This is a genomic window from Spinactinospora alkalitolerans, assembly GCF_013408795.1.
Classification (GTDB): domain Bacteria; phylum Actinomycetota; class Actinomycetes; order Streptosporangiales; family Streptosporangiaceae; genus Spinactinospora; species Spinactinospora alkalitolerans.
Map to the genome: position 1 here is coordinate 5,699,942 of NZ_JACCCC010000001.1, position 17,605 is coordinate 5,717,546.

The window sequence follows — 17,605 nt, forward strand, 5'->3', positions numbered from 1 at the left end:
GTAAGCGCGTTGTCCGGGCGCGCTCGTCCAGGCCATGACCTGATGGGTGGCCGGATCGACGGCGGCCCCTACCGACGGTATGGGATCGCTGGTTACTCTGGGCTCTGCCTCTTCCTTTCGGTTCTTGTGAGGGACTGGGGATCAGGTGTTTTCGCGGGGCCGGTCCTGTCCGGCCGGCCCCGCTAGGCGGTTCAGCGCTTCAGCGCGCGGTCGCCCGGCAGGTTCAGCGTGTACACGGTCCCGCTGGGGTCGCCGTCGGCGTGGGCGGAGACCGTCATGTCGCCGGGCGTCCGGCCGCCGTCGGCGGGCGGGAGCGCCACGTATCAGCGTCGCCCGTACTCCACGAACGTGTCGCCGACGCACAGCTCGTCCACGTAGACCTCGGTGATGTCCTGTTCTGCGATCGCCGGGCGTTCGCCGCGGATGCGCAGGACGGCATCGCGACCCTTGCCGGTCAGCTCGGAATGGGCGGCGTCGTTGCGGCCGCCGTTGTCGATGAAGCCCGCGGCGGCGAGCCGCTTGAAGCTCGCGGGATTGACGGCGAGGGCGGGGCCGACGTGGTCGGCATCGCGGCCGTCGAAGAGCGCGCACAGCACCACGCGCAGGGTGGGGGTGAGCCGCTGCCAGGTCAGGGCCCCGTTCTCATCGCCGGCGATGGCTGCGCGCCCGGCCGGGGTGATCCGGTGCGGCCGACCGTAGGCCGCGGACAGGGCGTAGCCCAGATCGACCAGGGAGGCCAGGGTGGTGCTGGGCGCCTGGGGCCGGAAGGTGCCGCCGGGGGGTGGTGGAGGCGTGGACAAGCTCGGTGTGCTGACGCTCGGTGAGTCGGATGCGCACGGGACTTCTCTCCTTCTGATGGAGGTGTGAAGGACTGGGGCAATGGGGACGGCCGGTGTCCCGACCGGCCCCGTGGACGGTCAGGTGTTGGCGGGGTGGGGGCGGATCTCGGTGAGGGTGAAGTTCCAGGCGGCGAACGGCCGCCACAGCGCTTCGCCTTCGTGTCGGGCGGGGTCGAGCAGGGCTCGGAGGGTGTGTTCGGCGGCGCGGTCGCGGTCGGTGCACTCGACGGTGAGGATCGCGCCGCGTGGATGGGCGGCCACGTGCCGGCCGGTGATCCGGAAGGAGCGGGTGACGGGGATGGCCACCGCGGTTGAGATCACGGTCTGTTCGAGCAGGTGCGCCGGGTAGGGGCTGGTGGTGTCGCTGAACCGGTCGTGGCCGGGCGGGATGCACGCGTCGATGGTGGCGCTGTAGCCGTTCACGCCGCCTCGCCTCCCGTGTCGCCTTGCTCGTGTGCGACGGTGTCGGTGAGGCGCTGGGCCGGTTCGAACGCGTGCGTCATTTGTCGGAGTCGGCGCATGTCATCGGCGATGCGGATGGTTTCGGCGCGCTGGGCCGGCGCGCGTTTCATCCATTCCTCGGTCAGGGTGTCGCCGACCCCGATCACCACGTGGGTGCCCAGCTCCCACAGCACGGCGTTGACCGCCAGGCATGCCACGGCGAGTGCGTCGACGTCGTTGGCGACCCACACCGCCGACGCCGGGGAACGGCCCTGCTCGCGCATGACCTGAGCGGCGGCGCGCAGCATCCCGCCCGTACCTGCGGCCGGCTCGTGAATCGTCTCGCCGTCGGCGATGCCGAGCATGTGGGACATGAGCTGAGCAATCGGTGACGGTGTGTAGTACTGGCCGTGCGCGGCGCGCGCGTTGCGGCCCTTCATGAGGGTGATCAGCACGCCGAACAGGTCGGTTTCCCAACGTGTCTCCCGGTCGCCGGTCAGGTGGAGCTGTCCTGCCGTCAGCGCGGCGCACGCCGCGCTTCGGGCAGCGTCCACGGTGGTGCCGGTGATGGCGTGTTCGCCGTGCCACACCGCCGCCAGCGGCCACACGGGGTTGATCAGGTCCAGGCGAAGGTTGATGAAGGCGGCCCACTGGTGGCGCATGAACGCCGCGAACTCCTCTGTCGACAGGCCGGTGATGTGGTCGGCTGCGGCGTCGCGCTCCTCGACGGGCGGGGCGAGCAGGGACAGCGCGGCGACGACCGAGGCGGGGACTTCGAGGTGCCCGTAGCCGTGGGCGCGGTGCCAGGCCGCATCGACGGCTTCGGCGATGGCGTGGGCGTGCTGGTCGACGTCGGGATGTGGAGGTGTGCGGAGCCTCTTCCTGGATTCGGGCATAGCGGGTCTCCGGCATGGGGTGAGGGACTGGGGACGGGTGGGGCCGGTCGCTGTCCCGACCGGCCCCCACAGGCGGACGTCAGGACAGCCGGACCGGCATCAGCAGGTGCCGGTAGGCCGCGGGGTCACCGGGACGCTGCCCGGTCTCGGTGATCACGGCCGGCCGGGTGGGGACGAGTCCGGTGTGCACGGTCGCCGTCTCCCCGGTGATGCCGGTCACGGCGTCGGTGAGGAACCTGGAGTCGAAGGCGAACCGGATCGGCTCATCGGGGTAGCCTTCGGTCTTCGCGGTCAGCTCGGGCGCCGCGACGTCGTCGGCGCGCTCTGAGAGCAGCGGGGCGACGGTGAGCGTGCCGGGGGTGACGGTGATGCCGACCAGGCTCCTGCTCTGGCGCTTGGCCGACAGAATCGCCTCGGCCTGGGCGGTCAGCGCCAGGAGTTCGGCGCGCTCGGCGGTGAAGGAGGCGGGCATGCCGGCCGGGAGGTGCTTGCGGTACTTGACGAACTCGCCGTAGATCGGGCGGGTGACCACGCGCACGTTGCCGCAGTCCAGCGACACCAGGTTCTGATCACGGCCCAGCGTGACGCGCTGTCCGGTGAGTTTCCTGGCCAGCTTGGCCAGCAGTGCCCCCGACACCAGCGCCGCCCCGTCCGTGCCGTCCTGGGTGGGCAGGTGGGCCACGGCCAGCCGGTAGCGGTCGGTGGCGGCCAGCGTCAGCCCGTTTCCGGTCACCTCCATGTTGACGCCGGTCAGAATCGGCAACGTGTCGTCACGGCCGACCGCGCACAGCACCCGCCCCAACTCCGTGACGAAGCGCTCGCGGTCCAGGTCCGCCACCGTCGGCGGCGCCTCGGGCAGGGTGGGGTAGTCGGCCAGTGGGTAGGCCGTCAGCGGCACCGTGTAGCCGTTGGCGGTCATAGCGGGAGCGTCCGGGCTCGGCGCGGCGATGGTGACCCCTACCGCATCCGCCTTGCGCTTGCTCTTGCCCTTGACCAGCGCGGACAGCATCCGCACGGTTTCGGCGTGGTCGACGAGCACCCGTCCCGGGGCGGTGGCGGCGTCGGGGACCGTGACCGTGATCGCGGTCTCGTAGTCGAATCCCGACAGCTTCAGGCACCCGTCGGGGTGGCCTTCCAGCAGTACCGCGCCCAGCAGCGGCACGGCGGGGCGCGAGCCGACCGCCAGCCCGACCGTGGTCAGCGCATCAGCGAGCGCGGCGCGGCCGGCGGTGAACCTCGGTGCGGTGCCGGTGGTGTCGGTGGTCGTGGTCATGGTGCGGTTCCTCCGTTCCAAACGGTGCGGTGGGGGTGTGAGGGACTGGGGTCGGTTGAAGGCCGGGGCGGGCTCTGTCCAGCCCGCCCCGGCCAGCGGGGTTAGTTGTCGCTCATGTGGATGTGGGTGAGTCCGGCGTGCAGGTGCCAGCCGCCGAAGGCGTCGGGGTGGTCCTGCATGGCCGCCTCCAGCCGGGCGGCGATGACGTCCATGGCTTCGGTACCGGATCCGGTGACGCATTGGGCTTCGACCATGGCCGCGCCCGCATAGGGCGTGATCGCGTAGCCGATCAGCGGCAGCGCGCCGGCGGGGTCGCAGGCCAGCGGCGCGAGCGCGTGCCGGAAGCGCGCGGCGATCCAGTCGTGTTCGGGCAGGGTGGCGGGGTCGGTGTCCTCGGGGGCGTGGGCGAAGATCTCGACCGTCAGCACGGCCATGGTGTGGCTCCGTTCCTGTGTGAGGGACCGGGGTGGAAGGGGTGGGGTCGGCCGCTGTCTCGACCGGCCCCATCGGTGGTGTCAGGAGTCGCCGTGCACGGTGCTGACGGGGCCGACGTCGACGCTCCAGCCGTCGAAGAGGGTGGACTCTCGCAGCATCTGACGCAGGGTGAGCCGCCATCCCAGCGCGGCGAGACCGGCACCGGGAGCCGTGCACCGCAGGTCCAGCAGCGCGCCGCGCTCGTGCACGCGCACCCGGTAGGCCAGCGGGCGCACAACGACGTCGTCGGGGCCCTGAATCCGCACGACACCGTTCAGCAGGGCGCCGAACAGCGCGCCGACCTCTACGGCCTTCGCCTCCGTCAGCGGTTCGGCGTCGTCGGGGATATGGGTGTGCAGGGTGAGGGTGAATACGGCCATCGCTTCGTCCTTTCGGTGTTGCGTGAGGGACCGGGAACGGTGCGCGGGGCCCGTTCTCTGTCCAGAGCGAGCCCCGCCTGACTCACGCCGCGTCGCCGATCCGGGCGTGAGGGTCGGTGTCGGCCGCGTTCTCCAGCGCGGTGACGATGGCATCGGCCACGCTCAGCACGCGTCCGGCGCTGGTGTGGGCGGTTTCGGCGTCGCCAGCCCATCCGGCCACGTAGGGCACGGAGTAGGCCAGTGAATCGAGTCCCGCGAAGCCGACGACGATGCAGGCGACCGATTCGGCTTCGACCTCCAGCAGCGCACGGGGCGTGGTGGTGCGGCGTGCCTCGTGGTCGCAGGCGATGTGCGCCAGCTCGTGGACCAGGGTTTTCGCCGCCTGCGCCTCGTCGACGCTCGCGCGCATGCGTACCGTGCGCGTGTCCCACCTGGTCCAGCCGTAGGCGTGCCCGCAGTCGCCGCGCTCAACGGTGAATCCGCGCGCGGTGATCTGTCGGGCGATGCCGTCCCACAGACGCGCGGGCGCGATCCCTTGAAGCTCCTGCGGCGCGGCGTCGCTCGCAGCGGGCAGGGGATCACCTTCGGTCTGGGAGACGTCGAAGACGCTCACCAGCTTGAAACCGCGCACCTGAAAGACGGGATCGCCGTTGGTGTCGGTCTCCTCGTTGCCGTCGTCGTCGCGCACCTTGTAGCGGCACGGCGCGAAGATCCGGATGCCTTTCTGTCCCTTGCGGACGCGCCGCCCCGTCTCGTTCCACTGCGACAGCGGACGGACGTCGGTCGCATCCGGGAACTGCGAGATGATCATCAGCACGTTGTTCAGCGAGTAGCGGCGCAGCCACACGCGCGCCGCGATCATCGCGCGCCATCCTTCGGAGGTGAGCAGGCCGTCAACGGCGTGCGTCAGTCGATCGTGTGCGGCCTTGAGTCGTTCCTGTCGCTGCTCGGGGGTGAGCTTCCCTTTCTGCTTTCCCATGGTGTGACCTCCACCAGGAATCCGATGGTTCGGGCACGGTCTCGGTAGCGGCTCGCAGAACGCAGGCTCTGCGAGCCGAAACAGAGATCCGCACGACCGTCTAGGCGTCGGAGGAATCCGGCAGGTAGTAGGCGTGGAGCTGGCGCTCAAAGGCGTGGTAATCGGGATTGACGGCGATTTCCCTGCTGTCGCCCGTGGTGACGTAGCCCCACAGCTCTTCGTCAACCAGAAGTTCAATCGCCTGCATCTTGTTGAGTCGGACCGTTCCGCCCCCGGATTCAGCCGCTGCCATCACCTGTGCGCGCAGACGGTTGAACGGCTCCATTCCCACCAGAGCGAAGACCCGGGATCGGCCGATGACGTCCAGCCGCTTACGGACGTGTGCGGCATCGAGAGCAGGGAACGGGTAGGGGCGACGGTCGCCGCTGTTCCATTTGGTGATCAGCTCTCGCCGGTTGCTCTGCATCTTCGCGTAGTGGTCGGGGTCGCTCCTGCGCAGCTCCTGCCAGCAGGCGTCACAGGTGGCGTATTCACAGGAATCGGCGTGTACGGCCGAGGTGAAGAACGGCACCCACACACCGCAGACCGCGCGGCGTTCCTCGCGTTGGTAACTGAGAACGTTGGTGACCATGTGCAGAACCATGGGAGTACTCCAATCCCGCTCAGCGGGCGCCGTCCCGGAAAACGGGGCGGCGCCCGATGTCCGGTTATGCGCAGTCGTCCACGCGGTAGGTCGAAAGGTCGGTCACCTCACAACCGTTCTCGTCATAGAGGCAGGTAACGAGGGATTCGGCGTACTCTCCGCACCATTCGATCTGGGCGGGGGTGTAGTCGGCGAAATACTCGCCGTCGGTGTCGCCCGGCTGCAGCGTGAGCCAGAGCAGCGCGTGCGCGGCTACCTCATCTTCGGTAACGCCGCTGGGACTGCCCAGGTCGGATCCGGAGAAGACGAGTCGGTCACCGCAGAACAGCTCATAGGACCAGCGCTCGCGCATGTCCGGGCGCACGCCCGCAGGCTCGATGACCAGTGTGTGAGGGTCGGGAGTGAATCCGTCGATGACGAAAGTAGACATGGCACACCTCATGAACGGCACTACAGGAAGAGAGAAGGGTTGGCGCTACTCGAATCGGACCCCGCCGCGCGGACCGAACACCGCGCGCCGCTCAATGCAGGACAGGTCAGCGTCAGCAGAGCGGTAAAGGTCGATGTAGCTTTCCTCGGTCACGGCGGGGGTGTAGACGCTCTCGGGCTCGCGCGACACGTAGTCGAAGTGCTGGAGCCACACCGCGCCGCTTTCACAGCGGGATTTCAGAACCTCGGCGACGTCAGCGAGCGAACCGAAACGCTCGAGATCGTCCGTACCGGACAGTGAAAATGGCCAACCGTGCCAGATTCCATACCAGGCCATAACCGGCCTCCTCGCGATGAACTGTATTGCTTGGTCATTGTCATTAATACCCAAATCGCGAGATCATCTAACGCCGGACACGGAAACTCGTTCGTCTTTTTCACGCAGCAGGGACCACCGAATGAAAGGCGATTGGCAGCCGACGCCGGATATTCCGGACCCTCGGAGTGGCGAGCGGAGTTCAGCGCACGAAAGCGCCGACACCTTACCTCTCATCCAGAGAATCGAACGCACTACCAGCGAGATCAAGAGATATGAATAACCAGCGAGCACGAAAACCGGAAAGAATCACCAGAAAACAGCAGCCGAATACAAGCCACCCCATCAGGCGACGTCATCCATCACCAGGAGAGTCTGCTCAGGCGCTCCGCACCTGTCGGGCGGGACACCGACCGGCCCTGCGAATCGCCGGCCAGGGGTTTTGCGTACGCAAGGGTGGTCGCTCATACGGGTGGAGGGATCGACCGGCGGATCGGGTACCCGTTGGACAGGGCCAGAGACCCGGTTAGCAATCAGAAAACAATCTATTATCGACACAGAGGACCAAGAAACCAGGCGCGGCCAAAAGAGAGGAATCGGCGGGGAGCTCAGCTCCGAACCTTTATGTCAACGCAACCCAGAGACCGCCGGAGTATTTATCCGGAAATTATCGCTGGAGGAGTCAGCCTGCATGTTCCGATCCGGCCGCACACGGACTGGAGCGTCGCAGCATTCTTTTCGAGGGTAAGTGATTCAGCGCGGGAACAGGGACTCCGTTATGCGCTTTCCGGGATGTTTTCGATCAGGTCGCGGATTCGCGTGGTGGGGGCGGCGTCGATTTCCCGGAGAGCCTGTTCGTGGTTTCGGTAAACATTGGTGGCGGCGCGGGTATCGCCGTGGTCCAGGTGTAGCCGGATGAGGGCCAGGTGGGCGTCCTCGCTGTGCGGGTCGATGGCCACGGCGCGGGACAGAAGCGTCCGTGCGTCATCGTGGCCGCTGTGGGAGGCGCAGCGCAGCACGGCGTCGACGAGGCGGCGACGCAGGCGCAGCCGGATCTCCTCGGCCCAGGCGTAGCCGGCTTCGGCGGCGAAGTCTGCGTAGTCGGCCACAGCGTGCCGCAGGGGCGGTTGGGGCGATCCTTCTGCTCCATCGTCCTCGGCTTGGGTGATGGCGGCCTCCAGGTCCCACACGTCCACGCCGACCAGCTCCGGGTTGAGTCGGTAGCGGTCGTTCTCGTGCAGGATGACGGGGCGTTCGTCGTCGGTGAGGACGTCTCGGAGGGCGGTGCGCAGGGCGCTGGTGGCGTCGTGGAAGCGGCGGGTGGAGCGGGCCGCGTTCTCGCCGGGCCACATGTCTTCGACGGCGCGCTCGAGCATCACGCCGTCGGGGTGGGCGGCGAGGTAGGCGGTGACCTCGAAGGCGGAGCGGCGGCGCAGTGTCAGCGGCCGGCCGTGGGCGCTGATGGTGATGCGGCCGAGGACGCGCACCGCCACGGGTGACTGCTCCTGGCCGGAGGCTGCTGCTTCAGCCTCTGATCGCGGGCGTGTGAGGTTCTCCGCGGATGTCTGGAGGGTGGTGCCGTTCTGGTGCGGCGTAGCACCGCCGTGGTGACGCCCACGGGGTTCGGAGGTGGCGGCTGGCAGGTCCACGAGGAGGCTCAGGACGCTGCCGCGGTCGGTGCCGGGCCAGCGGGCGCCGTGCAGGTGGGCCAGGTGCGGGCCGGCCGTGGTGACGGTGTGGGTGCCGCTGATGGTGCAGGTGGCGGGCGGCCAGGAGCCGAGCAGGACCGCGGTGACGGGGCTGGTGCCGGCCTGGCGCAGCAGGGCCTCGATTTCGGGGGTGTGTGCGGGGTCCGGGCCGGCCAGGAGAAGGAACGGTGCCGCCGACGGCGCTTCGTCCTCGTTCTTGGTGGGCTCATCGAGATCGTCGTCAGGACGGCGGAGCAGAAGTTCGGCGTGGAGCAGCGTGATGGCGTCGCTGAGCGAGTCGGCGACGGTGATCGTTGGCGTCTCGCGCTCGGCAAGCAGGGCGACTCCGTCCTCGCCAAGGAACAGGCCCAGGTCTGCGGCGGGGATGACCAGGTTCAGGGCCGGGGTTTCCTCGGCTGTGTGCAGTGCGGCGGTCAGCAGGCTGCGGGCGGCGTCATGGGCGCCGGGGCCGGTGATGCCGAGGCCGGTCTTCAGGTCGATGACTGCGTGGGCGTCGATACGGGGCACCGGTGCTGCCTCGTCTGAGTGTGGGATGTCCTCGTCTCCGACCGTCCCGGCGTCGCAGGTGTCATCAGATGCCTCGACGGGCTGAGAGGAGGGGGCGTTTGGTCGGCTGCGGCGCCGTCGTCCCAGCGCGAAGCCGCCGACGGCCCCGCCCACGGTGGTGGCGGTGAGCAGAAGGCCGGAGGGCAGCTCCAGCACCACGACCGCCTGGCCCTCCTCGTCTCCAGTGGTGTCGTCCTGTTCTTCCTGCGGCGCCGCGGTTTCAGGTTCGGACGAGGTGGGCTTGCCGGGTGGGCGGGTGACGACGGTGTAGGCGATCTCCACTCGGCGCTGGGCCGCATCCGGGGCGCCGTCCAGGAGCTGGTCGGAACCGACTCCGCGGGTCTGCACGGCGGGTGCCGCCTCGCCCAGTTGCGTACGCAGGAATTTCGCCACCGCCTCGGCACGGCGTTCGGAGAGGGCCTGGTTGTAGTCGGGAGCGCCGGCGGGGTCGGTGTGGCCGGTGACCGTGATCGGCGCTGTGGTGCCGTGGGTGCGGATCATCTGCACGACCGGTTCCAGGTCTTCGCGCATGTCTTCGGTCAGGAGGGCGGAGTCGTAGCCGAAGCCGTCGATGGCCCGTTCGCGCTCGACGAGCCCGCTCGGCGACTCCCCTGCCGGAAGCTCGTCGGCACTGGTGCTGTTCGGCTGCGTGGAGGGATGAGTGCCCGCGGTGCTCGGCTCGGCTGTTGCGGGTGCGGCCGTGGTGGCGGCGTGGGCGGTCGGGGCGGTGAGGGTGGCGCCGATCGCGCTGGCCGCGACGAGCTGCAGTGGGCCGAGCAGGCGTCGGCGCGGCGGTCGGCCGCGCAGCCGCGCGGTGGCCTCGGCCGCAAGCGCGAGCAGGTAGAGGCCCCACACCGCCCACAGGGCGATGATGAGCGCCGCGGCGCCCAACCCGGGAGGCAGCGCTCCGCCGCGCAGGTGGGCCAGCACGCCGGTCAGGGAAAGCTCGAGGTCGGGCCAGGCCGGCAGGCTGATGGCGGCATAGGGCAGTCCGGTCAGCAGGGCGATGGTCACCAGGAGGGCGCTGAGCTGTTGGATTCCTCGGGCCACGGCTGTCTCACCTCGGGGCTGTGGTCGGTGTGCTCATGGGCTGGTGTGGGGACCGGCGCCGGCGGTTCCGCTCAGGCTGCGGGTGCCCAGCGGCAGCAGGGTGAAGGTGTGGTTCAGGCGGGCGGTGACGGTGACGGTGTCGCCGTCGACCTGCACGGTGCCCTCGGCGCCGGCCTGGCGCAGGAAGTCTCGCGCCGCCTGTTCGGCGGCGTCGGCGTCGAGGGTCACGTCTTGTCCGGCGCGGTAGGCGGTCAGGTCGAGTTGCTGGGCGCCGGCGCGGGCGGCTTCCTGGGCCAGCGAGAGGGCGCGGCTGCGTGTGCCCAGTGCGGTTCCGCCCTCCAGCACCAGGGCGAACAGCAGGATCAGGGCGATGGAGACGGTGACGACGAAGGCCGTCACCTGCCCGCGGTCGCTGCTCCGAAGCGTGTTCATGGCTGTCCCCGGTAGACGTCGACCACCGCGGTGGCGGTGCCCTGCGCCTCGTAGGTGCCGGGCACGCCCAGTCCGGACAGGTCGGCCAGGTCGGCGCGGCAGGTCAGGTTCGCGCTCACCGTTGAGCCGGGTTCCAGGCCGGAGGTGTCGAGGTCGAGGATGTGGGTGGTGCAGGACAGGCCGTGCGTACGCAGTGCGTTCGCCGCGGCGTCGTGCGCGGCCGCGTTCGCGCCTTCGGCGGTGCGTTGCAGGGTGGCCGCCCGGGCGGCGGCGTGGGCGACGGCGTCGGCGGTGGACTCGGCGGCGACGACGCGGTAGGCCAGCACCGCCAGCAGGGCGATCAGCACCAGCAGAGGGGTGAGCAGCGCCAGTTCGACCGAGGCGCCGCCGTGCTCGTGCCGCCTGTTCACGGTGCACCGCCGGTCGCGGGCACGTAGCGCTCCACCGGTGCCTCCTGCTGGTGTCGGATCGGCCAGGTCAGGCCCGGCAGCAGGCTGGGGACCTGCGCCTGCACGGTGACGCGGGCGGTGATGTCGGTGCGCTCCACGTCCACCCGGACGTCGGTGAGGAGGTCGCCGGCGAGCTGGTCGGCGACCTGCTCGGCGGTGGCCCGGCCGTCGGCTTCGGTGGCGTCGACCGTACGTGTCGCGGCCAGGGTGTGGTGGGTGATGGTCTGGGCCACGTGTCCGGCGTGGGCCCACAGGACGGTCTGCACGACCAGCATCACCAGCAGGAGCAGAAGCGGTGTGGCGATGGCCAGTTCGGCGCTGCCCCGGTCATCGGCTCGGGTCCGGCGCGAGGGCATGGGACTACTCCAGGGTGATGGACTCGGCGCGGTCCATCACGGCCTCGCCGATCACCGCCAGCGCGCCCAGTGCGAGCGCCGCGAGCAGGGCGATGACGACGACGGTTTCGGTGGAGTAGCCCGCATCGGAGCGGCTGGTGAGGCGGGCGGCGATGTGGGCGGTGGTTCGGTTCGGCATCGAAGTCTCCCCTCCGCGGGGTCTACAGGCTGGTCAGAATGAGGCTGAGGGCCGGGAAGCCGATCAGGACGAGGAATCCGGCGAACAAGAGGACGACCGGCAGGCTCATGCGTTCGGTCGCGGACTGGGCGTCGGCGTCGAGGGCGGCCAGGTGCTGGGTGCGCAGGGTCTTGGCCTTGGCGGCCAGGGAGGCGCGCACCCGGGCGCCGTCGGCCCCGGCGAGCTGCAGGCCGGCGGCCAGCTCGGAGAACTCCTCCACGCCGTAGCGCTCGCCCAGGGCGCGCAGCGCCTGCCAGGGTGGTTGGCGGCGCACCGCCGCGGCGCGCAGTGCGGTGCGGATGCGCGCCATGGCCGCGCCGGAGCCGGCCCGGCTTGCATCGTCCAGCGCCCCGGTCACGCCCGCGCCGCCCGCCAGTGCCACCACGACCAGGTCGGCGAAGGCCGCCAGGGTGTGGCGCATCTGCTCGCGGCGCTTGGCCGCCTCGTCGCGCAGCGACAGGTCCGGGGCGAGCCAGACCACAGCGGCGAAGACGCCCCAGACGGCGACGCCGTACAGCGACACCACATCCACACCGGCGAGCAGCAGCACCGCGCCCAGCAGCGGCGGGACGCAGATCCCGAGCAGGCCGGTAGTGGTCTTCTCCGCCAGATAGCCGGGAACATCGCGCTCGCAGATCTCCAGCCGGGCCCGGGTGCGCGCGGTGGGCAGGCCTGACGCGGAGAGCACCGGGACACCGACCGATCCGAGCCGGGCGCTCCACCCGCCCGGCTGGGTGACGGGCTTCGGCGAGAGCGGGGGCGGGTCGGCGAGCAGTTCGGCCAGGCTCGGCCGGGCGAAGCGCACGGCGACCAGCAGCCAGAACCCGGCGGCGAGCAGCCCTCCGCCGAGCGCGCCGAGGACGAACGGGTTCACGCCCCCACCTCCTGCGTGTCGGGCCGGAGGATGCGAGGGCCCAGATCGGTGCGGGCCAGCCGCGCCAGCCAGGTTAGCGCGATCGCCCACAGGACACCGATCACGGCGAGCGCCACCTGCCCGAACAGGCCGTCATAAGGCGCCAGATAGGTGGGGTTGAACACGAGCAGCCCCACGGCCAGGGCGAGGGTGACGGTGACGATGATGCGCATCGCGGTGCGCACCCGCGCCCGGCCGGCCGCCACGCGCACCAGCATCGCCGCCTGCTCCCGGGTGGCCTCGGCCAGGCTGGACAGCAGCGTGCCCAGGTCGGCGGTGTGGCGGCTCGCGGCGCCGGCCAGCGCCGCGGCCACAAGGTCGGCGGTCGGGGTGTCGACCGCCGCGGCGAAGTCGGCCAGCGCCTTGTCCGGGGAGCGGGCGGCGCGCAGCCGGTCGGCCAGCCGCCCCACCTCGGCGCGAATCGGCTCAGGGGCGATAGGGGCGGTGGCGGTGATGGCGTGCTGCAGCCCGCTCGCACCGGCCATCAGGTCGCGGATCTGCTCGGTCCAGGAGGCCACCGCCTCGATCCGGGCCAGCCGCTCGGCGTGCCCGCGGTCGGGGCCCAGCAGGGCGGGCAGCCACCACACCCCGGCCGCCGCGAGCACCACGGCGACGGGCCAACCGGTCAACGCCCAGCCCAGCACGCCCGCGCCGACGGCTCCGACGAGGCGCACCGCCCGGCGCCGGTCCCCGACCAGGGGCCGCAGACGCGCCCGCGCCGCACTCCGGGGCGCGGCCGACGTGGTGAGCAGGAGCAGCCACACCCCGAACCCGAGTGCGGCGCCCCCGAGCAGTCCCAGCAGGAGCGTGGAGGTGCTCATGGCGCCCATCCCCGGGCTTCGCCGCCCACCAGGCGGGAGATGTCGAAGCCGTTCTCGGCGAGGGCGTCGATGGTGTCCGGGCTCGGCGGCGCGGCCGGAAGCAGGCCGCCGTCGCGGGCGCGACGGTAGATCTCGTTGGAGACCACCCGCCGACCTTCGGCGCCCACAACCTCGCGCACACTGGTCACCACCCGCTCCCCGGCCGGGGTGGCGGAGATGTGCACGACCAGGTGCACCGCCGTGGCGACCAGCAGCGCGGTCGCCTCCAACGGCAGCCGCTCGGCCGACTGGGCGGCATAGGCCCCCAGTTTGGCGAACGCCCCCTCCGAGGAGGCGGCATGCACCGTAGTCAGGCTGCCGTCGTTGCCCTGGCTCATCGCGTTCAACAGCGGCACGGTTTCGCTACCGCGGGTCTCGCCCACGATCACCCGGTCCGGCGACATGCGCAGCGCCGCCCGCACCAGCTCGGCCACCGTCACCTCGCCCGCCCCTTCCACGTTGGGTGGGCGGGCGTGCAGGGCCACCGCGTCCGGGTGCGCCCGGCGGTCGCGCTGCAGGCCCAGTTCGGCGACGTCTTCGATGGTGACGATGCGCTCCGATGATCCGATCTCCGCGGCCAGAGCGCGCAGCAGGGTGGTCTTGCCGGCCCCGGTGCCGCCGGTGATGACGATGTTGCGCCGAGCGCGCACCGCCGCGCGCAGCAGCGCCACCGCGACATCGTCCAACGTCCCGAGTCGGCGCAGTCGGCCCAGTGTGGTGGTGCGGTAGCGGTGCCGCCGGATGGAGACGACGGGGGCGTGGGCGACCTCCATGATCGCGTTCAGCCGGGACCCGTCGGCCAGCGGCATGTCCAGGATCGGCGCGGTCGGGTCGAACCGGCGCTCCCCCGAGGGAGAGTCGGCGGCGATGCGGCGCACCAGCGCCATCAGCTCCTCGTCATCGGCCACCACGGGCGGGCGCTGCTCGCGCCGGCCGTCGGCGTAGCGCACCCACACGTCGGTTCCGGTGAGGTTGATGTTTTCGATCTCGGGCTCGTCCAGCAGCTCCTGCAGCGGCCCCAGCCCGCACACCTGCGCCGCGGCGCGTCGGGTCACCGCCTGCTCGGTGGCCGCGTCCAGGACCGGGCGCCCCTGGCCCAGCGCCCGCTGCGCGGCCTCGTCCAGCACCTGGCGGATGGTGCGCTCGGCGCGGCGCCGGTACCCCTCCCCTCCCGGCGCATCGCCGTCGGCCACCGCCGTGCTCAACCGGCGCGTGGCCTCGGCGGCGACGTAGCGGCTCCACTCGGCGACGGTCTCGCTGAAGGCGGGATCGACCACGCGTGCCGGATCCTCGTGCAGCGGCTCGCTCATGAGGCGTTCACCTCCGCCAGGTGCTGCCCGGACTCCTCGGCGTCGATGATCGTGTGGGCCAGCCGACGGGCCGCGGCCAGCAGCGGGCGGCGCCGCGGACGAGCCTGGTGGTACTCGCCGCGCAGGAACGCCCCACCGCGTTCGTCGACGGGGATCCGGCCCCACACCGGCGCCCCCACGGCACGGCTGACCTGCCCGGTCCCTCCGCTGCCGCCGACCACCACCAGCCCCAGGCCGCTGATGCCCAGCCGCAGCGCCGCGATGCTCTCCTTGGCCCGCTTCAACTGGGCCACATCGTCGCCGACCACCAGCAGGGCGACGTCGGCGAACGCGGCCAGGTGCACCGCCGGGGCGCGCGGAATCAGCCGCCCCAGGTCCACGACGGTCACCGTGTCGGTGACCGGCCGCAGCACGCCGGGATGCTGAGCCAGCAGCCGCACCGCGCCGCCGGCGCGGTCGGTCGTCACCGGCGCCGTGCACACCGACTGCCCGCCCGGCAGCCTCTGCGTGTGGTCCAGCAGTACGTCCTGCTGTTCCGCGGGGGTGAACGCGGTGTCGTTGCGGGCCGTCGCGGCCAACTCCACCAGCCCCGGCCCGCTGGGCATGCGCCGCCACGCCGCCACGTCGCCGCCGGAGGCATCGGCCTCCACCATCACCGTCGGTACCCGCACCGGCCACATGCCCGCCAAGGCCAGCGCCAGCGTGGTCACCCCGGGAGCACCACCGAGCGAGAACAGCGCGATCGTGCGCATCAGCGCCCCCGCCCCGAGACCTCGACCACCGCCAGCGCATCAGCCGATGCCGCGCGGGCGACCTCGGCCGCATCGACGCCGTCCACGACCAGCTCCACCCGCGTCTCCTCACCGCCTTCCCCCGGCGGAGTCACCGTCTGCACCCGGGCCTCGATCACCTCAGAAGGCCCCGAGGCGGCAGCGGACTCCTCGGCGTCCGCAGAATCACCGCCGCCGTCGCCTTCGCCCTGCCCGGTGGTGATCAGGGAGACGTACGCACCGCTCCGCAGCGACTCCGGGACCCGGTTGTCGGCCAGGCTCGCGCTGACGACCGCCTCGCCCGCGCCCGGATGGTCCGCGTCGGCGCCCAGCGTTCCTTCCGCGATCGGCGCGTCCTCGCCGATCGGGGCGAGCACCGTCCGCCCGATCAGCACGTCGAGCTGCGCGGCCGGAATCACCGCGAGACTCTCCCCGCCGGCGATCTCGGCGACCTGAAGGTCGCCCGCCCCCACCACGTGACCGGCCGGAAGATCACGGGCCGCGGCCACGATCCCGCTGCGCTGGTCCACCTGGCCCAGCGCGGTCACCACCGCCAGCGCGCCCAACACCATCAGCCCCGCACCGGCCGCCAGCCACCGCCAGCGCCGCGGCCCCGCGCCCAGCAGCCGCACCGGCTCCCGGCCGGTGTCCGGCTGTTCCCGGTCGGTCCTGTCCGCAACTCCCGCCATCTGGCCTGAACTCCCTCCGCAGCAGTTCAGGGCATCCCCCGTCTACCCCGCTGCCTCCACCAATCCCTGCGACTCGACCACATCGAACTCCGCCGAGGACGAGGTCACCAGCGGATCGAGCTCACCGCCGTCGCCCTCCGAGGACTCCCACGTCACCTCCCAGGTGACATCCAGCCCAAGCTCGTATACGCCGCCCGGCTCTCCGGCCGAGGCCCGCGTGTAGGTGTGGCCGCACTCCGGCGACGGCGCCGCCGGATCATCTCGCCCCACCACGAACGGCATCCCCGGACCGGTGCAGGAGACGACCTCTCCATCGCCCATCGACCAGTCCGCGCTCCTCGGCGCCGCGGTCACCGACACCGACCCGCCGGGCACCTCGGCCCGCGCCGACTCCGGCCGCCACGTCTCCTCGTCCACCCACAGCCACACCGGCACCTGCACCAGCACCGGACCATCGGCGCCCGGGGACGTGGCGATTCCCGGCTCTGGCAACCGCAAGGAGTCCCGAGCGTCATCGGCAACGGCCTCCGGGGCGACGGCCTCACCGTCAGCGATCCCCGGCTGATCGAACGTCGTGGCGCACTCCTGCTCCCCCGGAGCGACCTCCTCACAATTCGGCTCGGCCTCCGCAGCGGCTTGAGGCAATCCCCCGCCTCCGGTGTCCGCGCCTCCAGAACCGTCACCTCTTGAATCGGAGGAGGATCCCGGTGAGTCCCGGCCGGACTCCGCGGAGACGTCGCAGCCGGGACCGCCGTTCGACCCGCACTCGGCACGGCCCAGGAACTCCGGATCATCAGCGAACGCCGGCGTGGCGAGGCAGACGGATCCGACTCCGGCGAAGATGAGAACAAGGACCGACCAGCGCCTCAACATGTCCCCTGCTCCCAGATCCGAAGCTGGGAGACCCGCCAGGCGAGCCCGTCATGGCTGACGGTCGCATCGACCTTGCGCGGCCGGTCCTCGTCGGGGGCTTCGCTTTCGGTGGGACTGCTCTGGCCCTGCTCGACCCAACGGGAGTCGTCTACGCAGTCGAGGATGACGACGGTGTCGGGATCCGATGCCGGTGAGACCTCGGTGACATGGGGGTCCAACGCCGGTTCGCCGACAACGGTGACGCCGTCGTCGCCGGCGCCCTGCAGCGTCTGCCGCATCAGCGCAAGTGCGTCCCCGGACGCGTAGCGATCAAGGTCGGAAGGATCGGCTTCACCGTTGTGGGACGCCTCGATTACGACGTCCCACATGTTCTCGTAGGCTTCGAGACCCGCTTCCTCAACCGAACTCCCCGTGTCCGACGGCGTCGGGGACGGCGTGGGCGAAGGCGAGGATTCACTTCCTTCAAGCGCGGCGCAGCTCTGCAGCGCCGCCATCACCAACGCGCCACCGGCCAGTGTGGCGCCACGATGCCCGAAAGCCATCGGCTACCTCACTACGCGACTTCAACCTCACGCTTCCGCGCGGGGTGACGACGCTAGTACGCAGAGCGACGACATCCAATGGGGAGCAGCGCAGATATCGACCGAAAAACGGACCCCTCACTAAAAGGTAAGAAGCGTTCCTGAATACACAACAGACAGTTTCACTTTTACTGCAATCTCTCCAGCGAGACGAACGGCCGCCACCACGCTTCAGCGCAC

General features: G+C 70.8%; 23 protein-coding genes. All 23 read right to left on the reverse strand.

Annotation, left to right across the window (positions count from 1 at the left end; genetic code table 11):
* Window positions 1-191: 191 nt before the first annotated feature.
* Window positions 192-320, reverse strand: a complete 129-nt coding sequence (locus HDA32_RS31585; RefSeq protein ID WP_281370411.1) for a hypothetical protein — start codon at window positions 318-320, stop codon at window positions 192-194.
* A 3-nt stretch (window positions 321-323) separates the two neighbouring features.
* The gene (locus tag HDA32_RS25415; protein WP_179645568.1) at window positions 324-800 is read right to left on the reverse strand and encodes a hypothetical protein; all 477 of its coding nucleotides are present in this window, start codon (window positions 798-800) and stop codon (window positions 324-326) included.
* Between the two features lie 117 nt (window positions 801-917).
* The gene (locus tag HDA32_RS25420; RefSeq protein ID WP_179645569.1) at window positions 918-1,262 is read right to left on the reverse strand and encodes a hypothetical protein; all 345 of its coding nucleotides are present in this window, start codon (window positions 1,260-1,262) and stop codon (window positions 918-920) included.
* Window positions 1,259-2,176 carry an N-6 DNA methylase gene (locus HDA32_RS25425; RefSeq protein ID WP_179645570.1) on the reverse strand — a complete coding sequence of 306 codons (918 nt, stop codon included), beginning with the start codon at window positions 2,174-2,176 and terminating at the stop codon, window positions 1,259-1,261. The genes HDA32_RS25420 and HDA32_RS25425 overlap by 4 nt, the downstream gene beginning before the upstream one ends.
* Before the next feature lie 79 nt (window positions 2,177-2,255).
* Complete coding sequence (locus HDA32_RS25430) at window positions 2,256-3,449, reverse strand: DNA polymerase III subunit beta (RefSeq protein WP_179645571.1); 1,194 nt, start codon at window positions 3,447-3,449, stop codon at window positions 2,256-2,258.
* A 101-nt stretch (window positions 3,450-3,550) separates the two neighbouring features.
* Entirely contained in the window at window positions 3,551-3,883 is a 333-nt protein-coding gene (locus HDA32_RS25435) for a hypothetical protein (RefSeq protein ID WP_179645572.1), read from the reverse strand.
* An 81-nt stretch (window positions 3,884-3,964) separates the two neighbouring features.
* Window positions 3,965-4,303 (reverse strand): hypothetical protein, encoded by a 339-nt coding sequence (locus HDA32_RS25440; protein ID WP_179645573.1) that lies wholly within the window; start codon window positions 4,301-4,303, stop codon window positions 3,965-3,967.
* Window positions 4,304-4,385: 82 nt separating this feature from the next.
* Window positions 4,386-5,282 carry an ArdC-like ssDNA-binding domain-containing protein gene (locus HDA32_RS25445; protein ID WP_246334486.1) on the reverse strand — a complete coding sequence of 299 codons (897 nt, stop codon included), beginning with the start codon at window positions 5,280-5,282 and terminating at the stop codon, window positions 4,386-4,388.
* Window positions 5,283-5,382: 100 nt separating this feature from the next.
* Window positions 5,383-5,913, reverse strand: a complete 531-nt coding sequence (locus tag HDA32_RS25450) for a hypothetical protein (protein ID WP_179645574.1) — start codon at window positions 5,911-5,913, stop codon at window positions 5,383-5,385.
* Window positions 5,914-5,989: 76 nt separating this feature from the next.
* Window positions 5,990-6,355 (reverse strand): hypothetical protein, encoded by a 366-nt coding sequence (locus HDA32_RS25455; RefSeq protein WP_179645575.1) that lies wholly within the window; start codon window positions 6,353-6,355, stop codon window positions 5,990-5,992.
* A gap of 45 nt (window positions 6,356-6,400) precedes the next feature.
* Window positions 6,401-6,691 (reverse strand): hypothetical protein, encoded by a 291-nt coding sequence (locus HDA32_RS25460; RefSeq protein WP_179645576.1) that lies wholly within the window; start codon window positions 6,689-6,691, stop codon window positions 6,401-6,403.
* A gap of 755 nt (window positions 6,692-7,446) precedes the next feature.
* Entirely contained in the window at window positions 7,447-9,975 is a 2,529-nt protein-coding gene (locus HDA32_RS31590; protein WP_179645577.1) for an AfsR/SARP family transcriptional regulator, read from the reverse strand.
* Between the two features lie 33 nt (window positions 9,976-10,008).
* Window positions 10,009-10,407, reverse strand: coding sequence for an Rv3654c family TadE-like protein (locus HDA32_RS25470; RefSeq protein ID WP_179645578.1), 399 nt, complete (start codon window positions 10,405-10,407; stop codon window positions 10,009-10,011).
* Window positions 10,404-10,817 carry a TadE/TadG family type IV pilus assembly protein gene (locus tag HDA32_RS25475; RefSeq protein ID WP_179645579.1) on the reverse strand — a complete coding sequence of 138 codons (414 nt, stop codon included), beginning with the start codon at window positions 10,815-10,817 and terminating at the stop codon, window positions 10,404-10,406. The genes HDA32_RS25470 and HDA32_RS25475 overlap by 4 nt, the downstream gene beginning before the upstream one ends.
* Window positions 10,814-11,212 carry a TadE/TadG family type IV pilus assembly protein gene (locus HDA32_RS25480; protein WP_179645580.1) on the reverse strand — a complete coding sequence of 133 codons (399 nt, stop codon included), beginning with the start codon at window positions 11,210-11,212 and terminating at the stop codon, window positions 10,814-10,816. Before HDA32_RS25480 ends, HDA32_RS25475 begins: the two co-directional genes overlap by 4 nt.
* 4 nt (window positions 11,213-11,216) lie before the next feature.
* A complete protein-coding gene (locus HDA32_RS25485) occupies window positions 11,217-11,390 on the reverse strand; it encodes a hypothetical protein (RefSeq protein ID WP_179645581.1) in 174 nt (57 codons plus the stop codon).
* Between the two features lie 22 nt (window positions 11,391-11,412).
* Window positions 11,413-12,303, reverse strand: a complete 891-nt coding sequence (locus HDA32_RS25490; RefSeq protein ID WP_179645582.1) for a type II secretion system F family protein — start codon at window positions 12,301-12,303, stop codon at window positions 11,413-11,415.
* A complete protein-coding gene (locus HDA32_RS25495) occupies window positions 12,300-13,172 on the reverse strand; it encodes a type II secretion system F family protein (protein ID WP_179645583.1) in 873 nt (290 codons plus the stop codon). The genes HDA32_RS25490 and HDA32_RS25495 overlap by 4 nt, the downstream gene beginning before the upstream one ends.
* Complete coding sequence (locus HDA32_RS25500; RefSeq protein ID WP_179645584.1) at window positions 13,160-14,512, reverse strand: TadA family conjugal transfer-associated ATPase; 1,353 nt, start codon at window positions 14,510-14,512, stop codon at window positions 13,160-13,162. The genes HDA32_RS25495 and HDA32_RS25500 overlap by 13 nt, the downstream gene beginning before the upstream one ends.
* A complete protein-coding gene (locus HDA32_RS25505) occupies window positions 14,509-15,264 on the reverse strand; it encodes a CpaE/TadZ family protein (protein ID WP_246334488.1) in 756 nt (251 codons plus the stop codon). The genes HDA32_RS25500 and HDA32_RS25505 overlap by 4 nt, the downstream gene beginning before the upstream one ends.
* Window positions 15,264-15,971, reverse strand: a complete 708-nt coding sequence (locus HDA32_RS25510) for an SAF domain-containing protein (RefSeq protein ID WP_179645585.1) — start codon at window positions 15,969-15,971, stop codon at window positions 15,264-15,266. Before HDA32_RS25510 ends, HDA32_RS25505 begins: the two co-directional genes overlap by 1 nt.
* A gap of 42 nt (window positions 15,972-16,013) precedes the next feature.
* Complete coding sequence (locus HDA32_RS25515) at window positions 16,014-16,418, reverse strand: hypothetical protein (RefSeq protein WP_179645586.1); 405 nt, start codon at window positions 16,416-16,418, stop codon at window positions 16,014-16,016.
* A 419-nt stretch (window positions 16,419-16,837) separates the two neighbouring features.
* On the reverse strand, window positions 16,838-17,386 hold the full coding sequence (locus HDA32_RS25520) for a hypothetical protein (RefSeq protein WP_179645587.1): 549 nt from the start codon (window positions 17,384-17,386) through the stop codon (window positions 16,838-16,840).
* Window positions 17,387-17,605 lie beyond the last annotated feature (219 nt).

Excerpts from the sequence above, each read along its gene's own strand:
- HDA32_RS25425 (WP_179645570.1), bottom strand. The coding sequence starts at position 2,176 with ATGCCCGAATCCAGGAAGAGGCTCCGCACACCTCCACATCCCGACGTC.
- HDA32_RS25430 (WP_179645571.1), bottom strand. The coding sequence starts at position 3,449 with ATGACCACGACCACCGACACCACCGGCACCGCACCGAGGTTCACCGCC.
- HDA32_RS25435 (WP_179645572.1), bottom strand. The coding sequence starts at position 3,883 with ATGGCCGTGCTGACGGTCGAGATCTTCGCCCACGCCCCCGAGGACACC.
- HDA32_RS25440 (WP_179645573.1), bottom strand. The coding sequence starts at position 4,303 with ATGGCCGTATTCACCCTCACCCTGCACACCCATATCCCCGACGACGCC.
- HDA32_RS25445 (WP_246334486.1), bottom strand. The coding sequence starts at position 5,282 with ATGGGAAAGCAGAAAGGGAAGCTCACCCCCGAGCAGCGACAGGAACGA.
- HDA32_RS25450 (WP_179645574.1), bottom strand. The coding sequence starts at position 5,913 with ATGGTCACCAACGTTCTCAGTTACCAACGCGAGGAACGCCGCGCGGTC.
- HDA32_RS25455 (WP_179645575.1), bottom strand. The coding sequence starts at position 6,355 with ATGTCTACTTTCGTCATCGACGGATTCACTCCCGACCCTCACACACTG.
- HDA32_RS25460 (WP_179645576.1), bottom strand. The coding sequence starts at position 6,691 with ATGGCCTGGTATGGAATCTGGCACGGTTGGCCATTTTCACTGTCCGGT.
- HDA32_RS25470 (WP_179645578.1), bottom strand. The coding sequence starts at position 10,407 with ATGAACACGCTTCGGAGCAGCGACCGCGGGCAGGTGACGGCCTTCGTC.
- HDA32_RS25480 (WP_179645580.1), bottom strand. The coding sequence starts at position 11,212 with ATGCCCTCGCGCCGGACCCGAGCCGATGACCGGGGCAGCGCCGAACTG.
- HDA32_RS25485 (WP_179645581.1), bottom strand. The coding sequence starts at position 11,390 with ATGCCGAACCGAACCACCGCCCACATCGCCGCCCGCCTCACCAGCCGC.
- HDA32_RS25495 (WP_179645583.1), bottom strand. The coding sequence starts at position 13,172 with ATGGGCGCCATGAGCACCTCCACGCTCCTGCTGGGACTGCTCGGGGGC.
- HDA32_RS25500 (WP_179645584.1), bottom strand. The coding sequence starts at position 14,512 with ATGAGCGAGCCGCTGCACGAGGATCCGGCACGCGTGGTCGATCCCGCC.
- HDA32_RS25505 (WP_246334488.1), bottom strand. The coding sequence starts at position 15,264 with ATGCGCACGATCGCGCTGTTCTCGCTCGGTGGTGCTCCCGGGGTGACC.
- HDA32_RS25510 (WP_179645585.1), bottom strand. The coding sequence starts at position 15,971 with ATGGCGGGAGTTGCGGACAGGACCGACCGGGAACAGCCGGACACCGGC.
- HDA32_RS25520 (WP_179645587.1), bottom strand. The coding sequence starts at position 17,386 with ATGGCTTTCGGGCATCGTGGCGCCACACTGGCCGGTGGCGCGTTGGTG.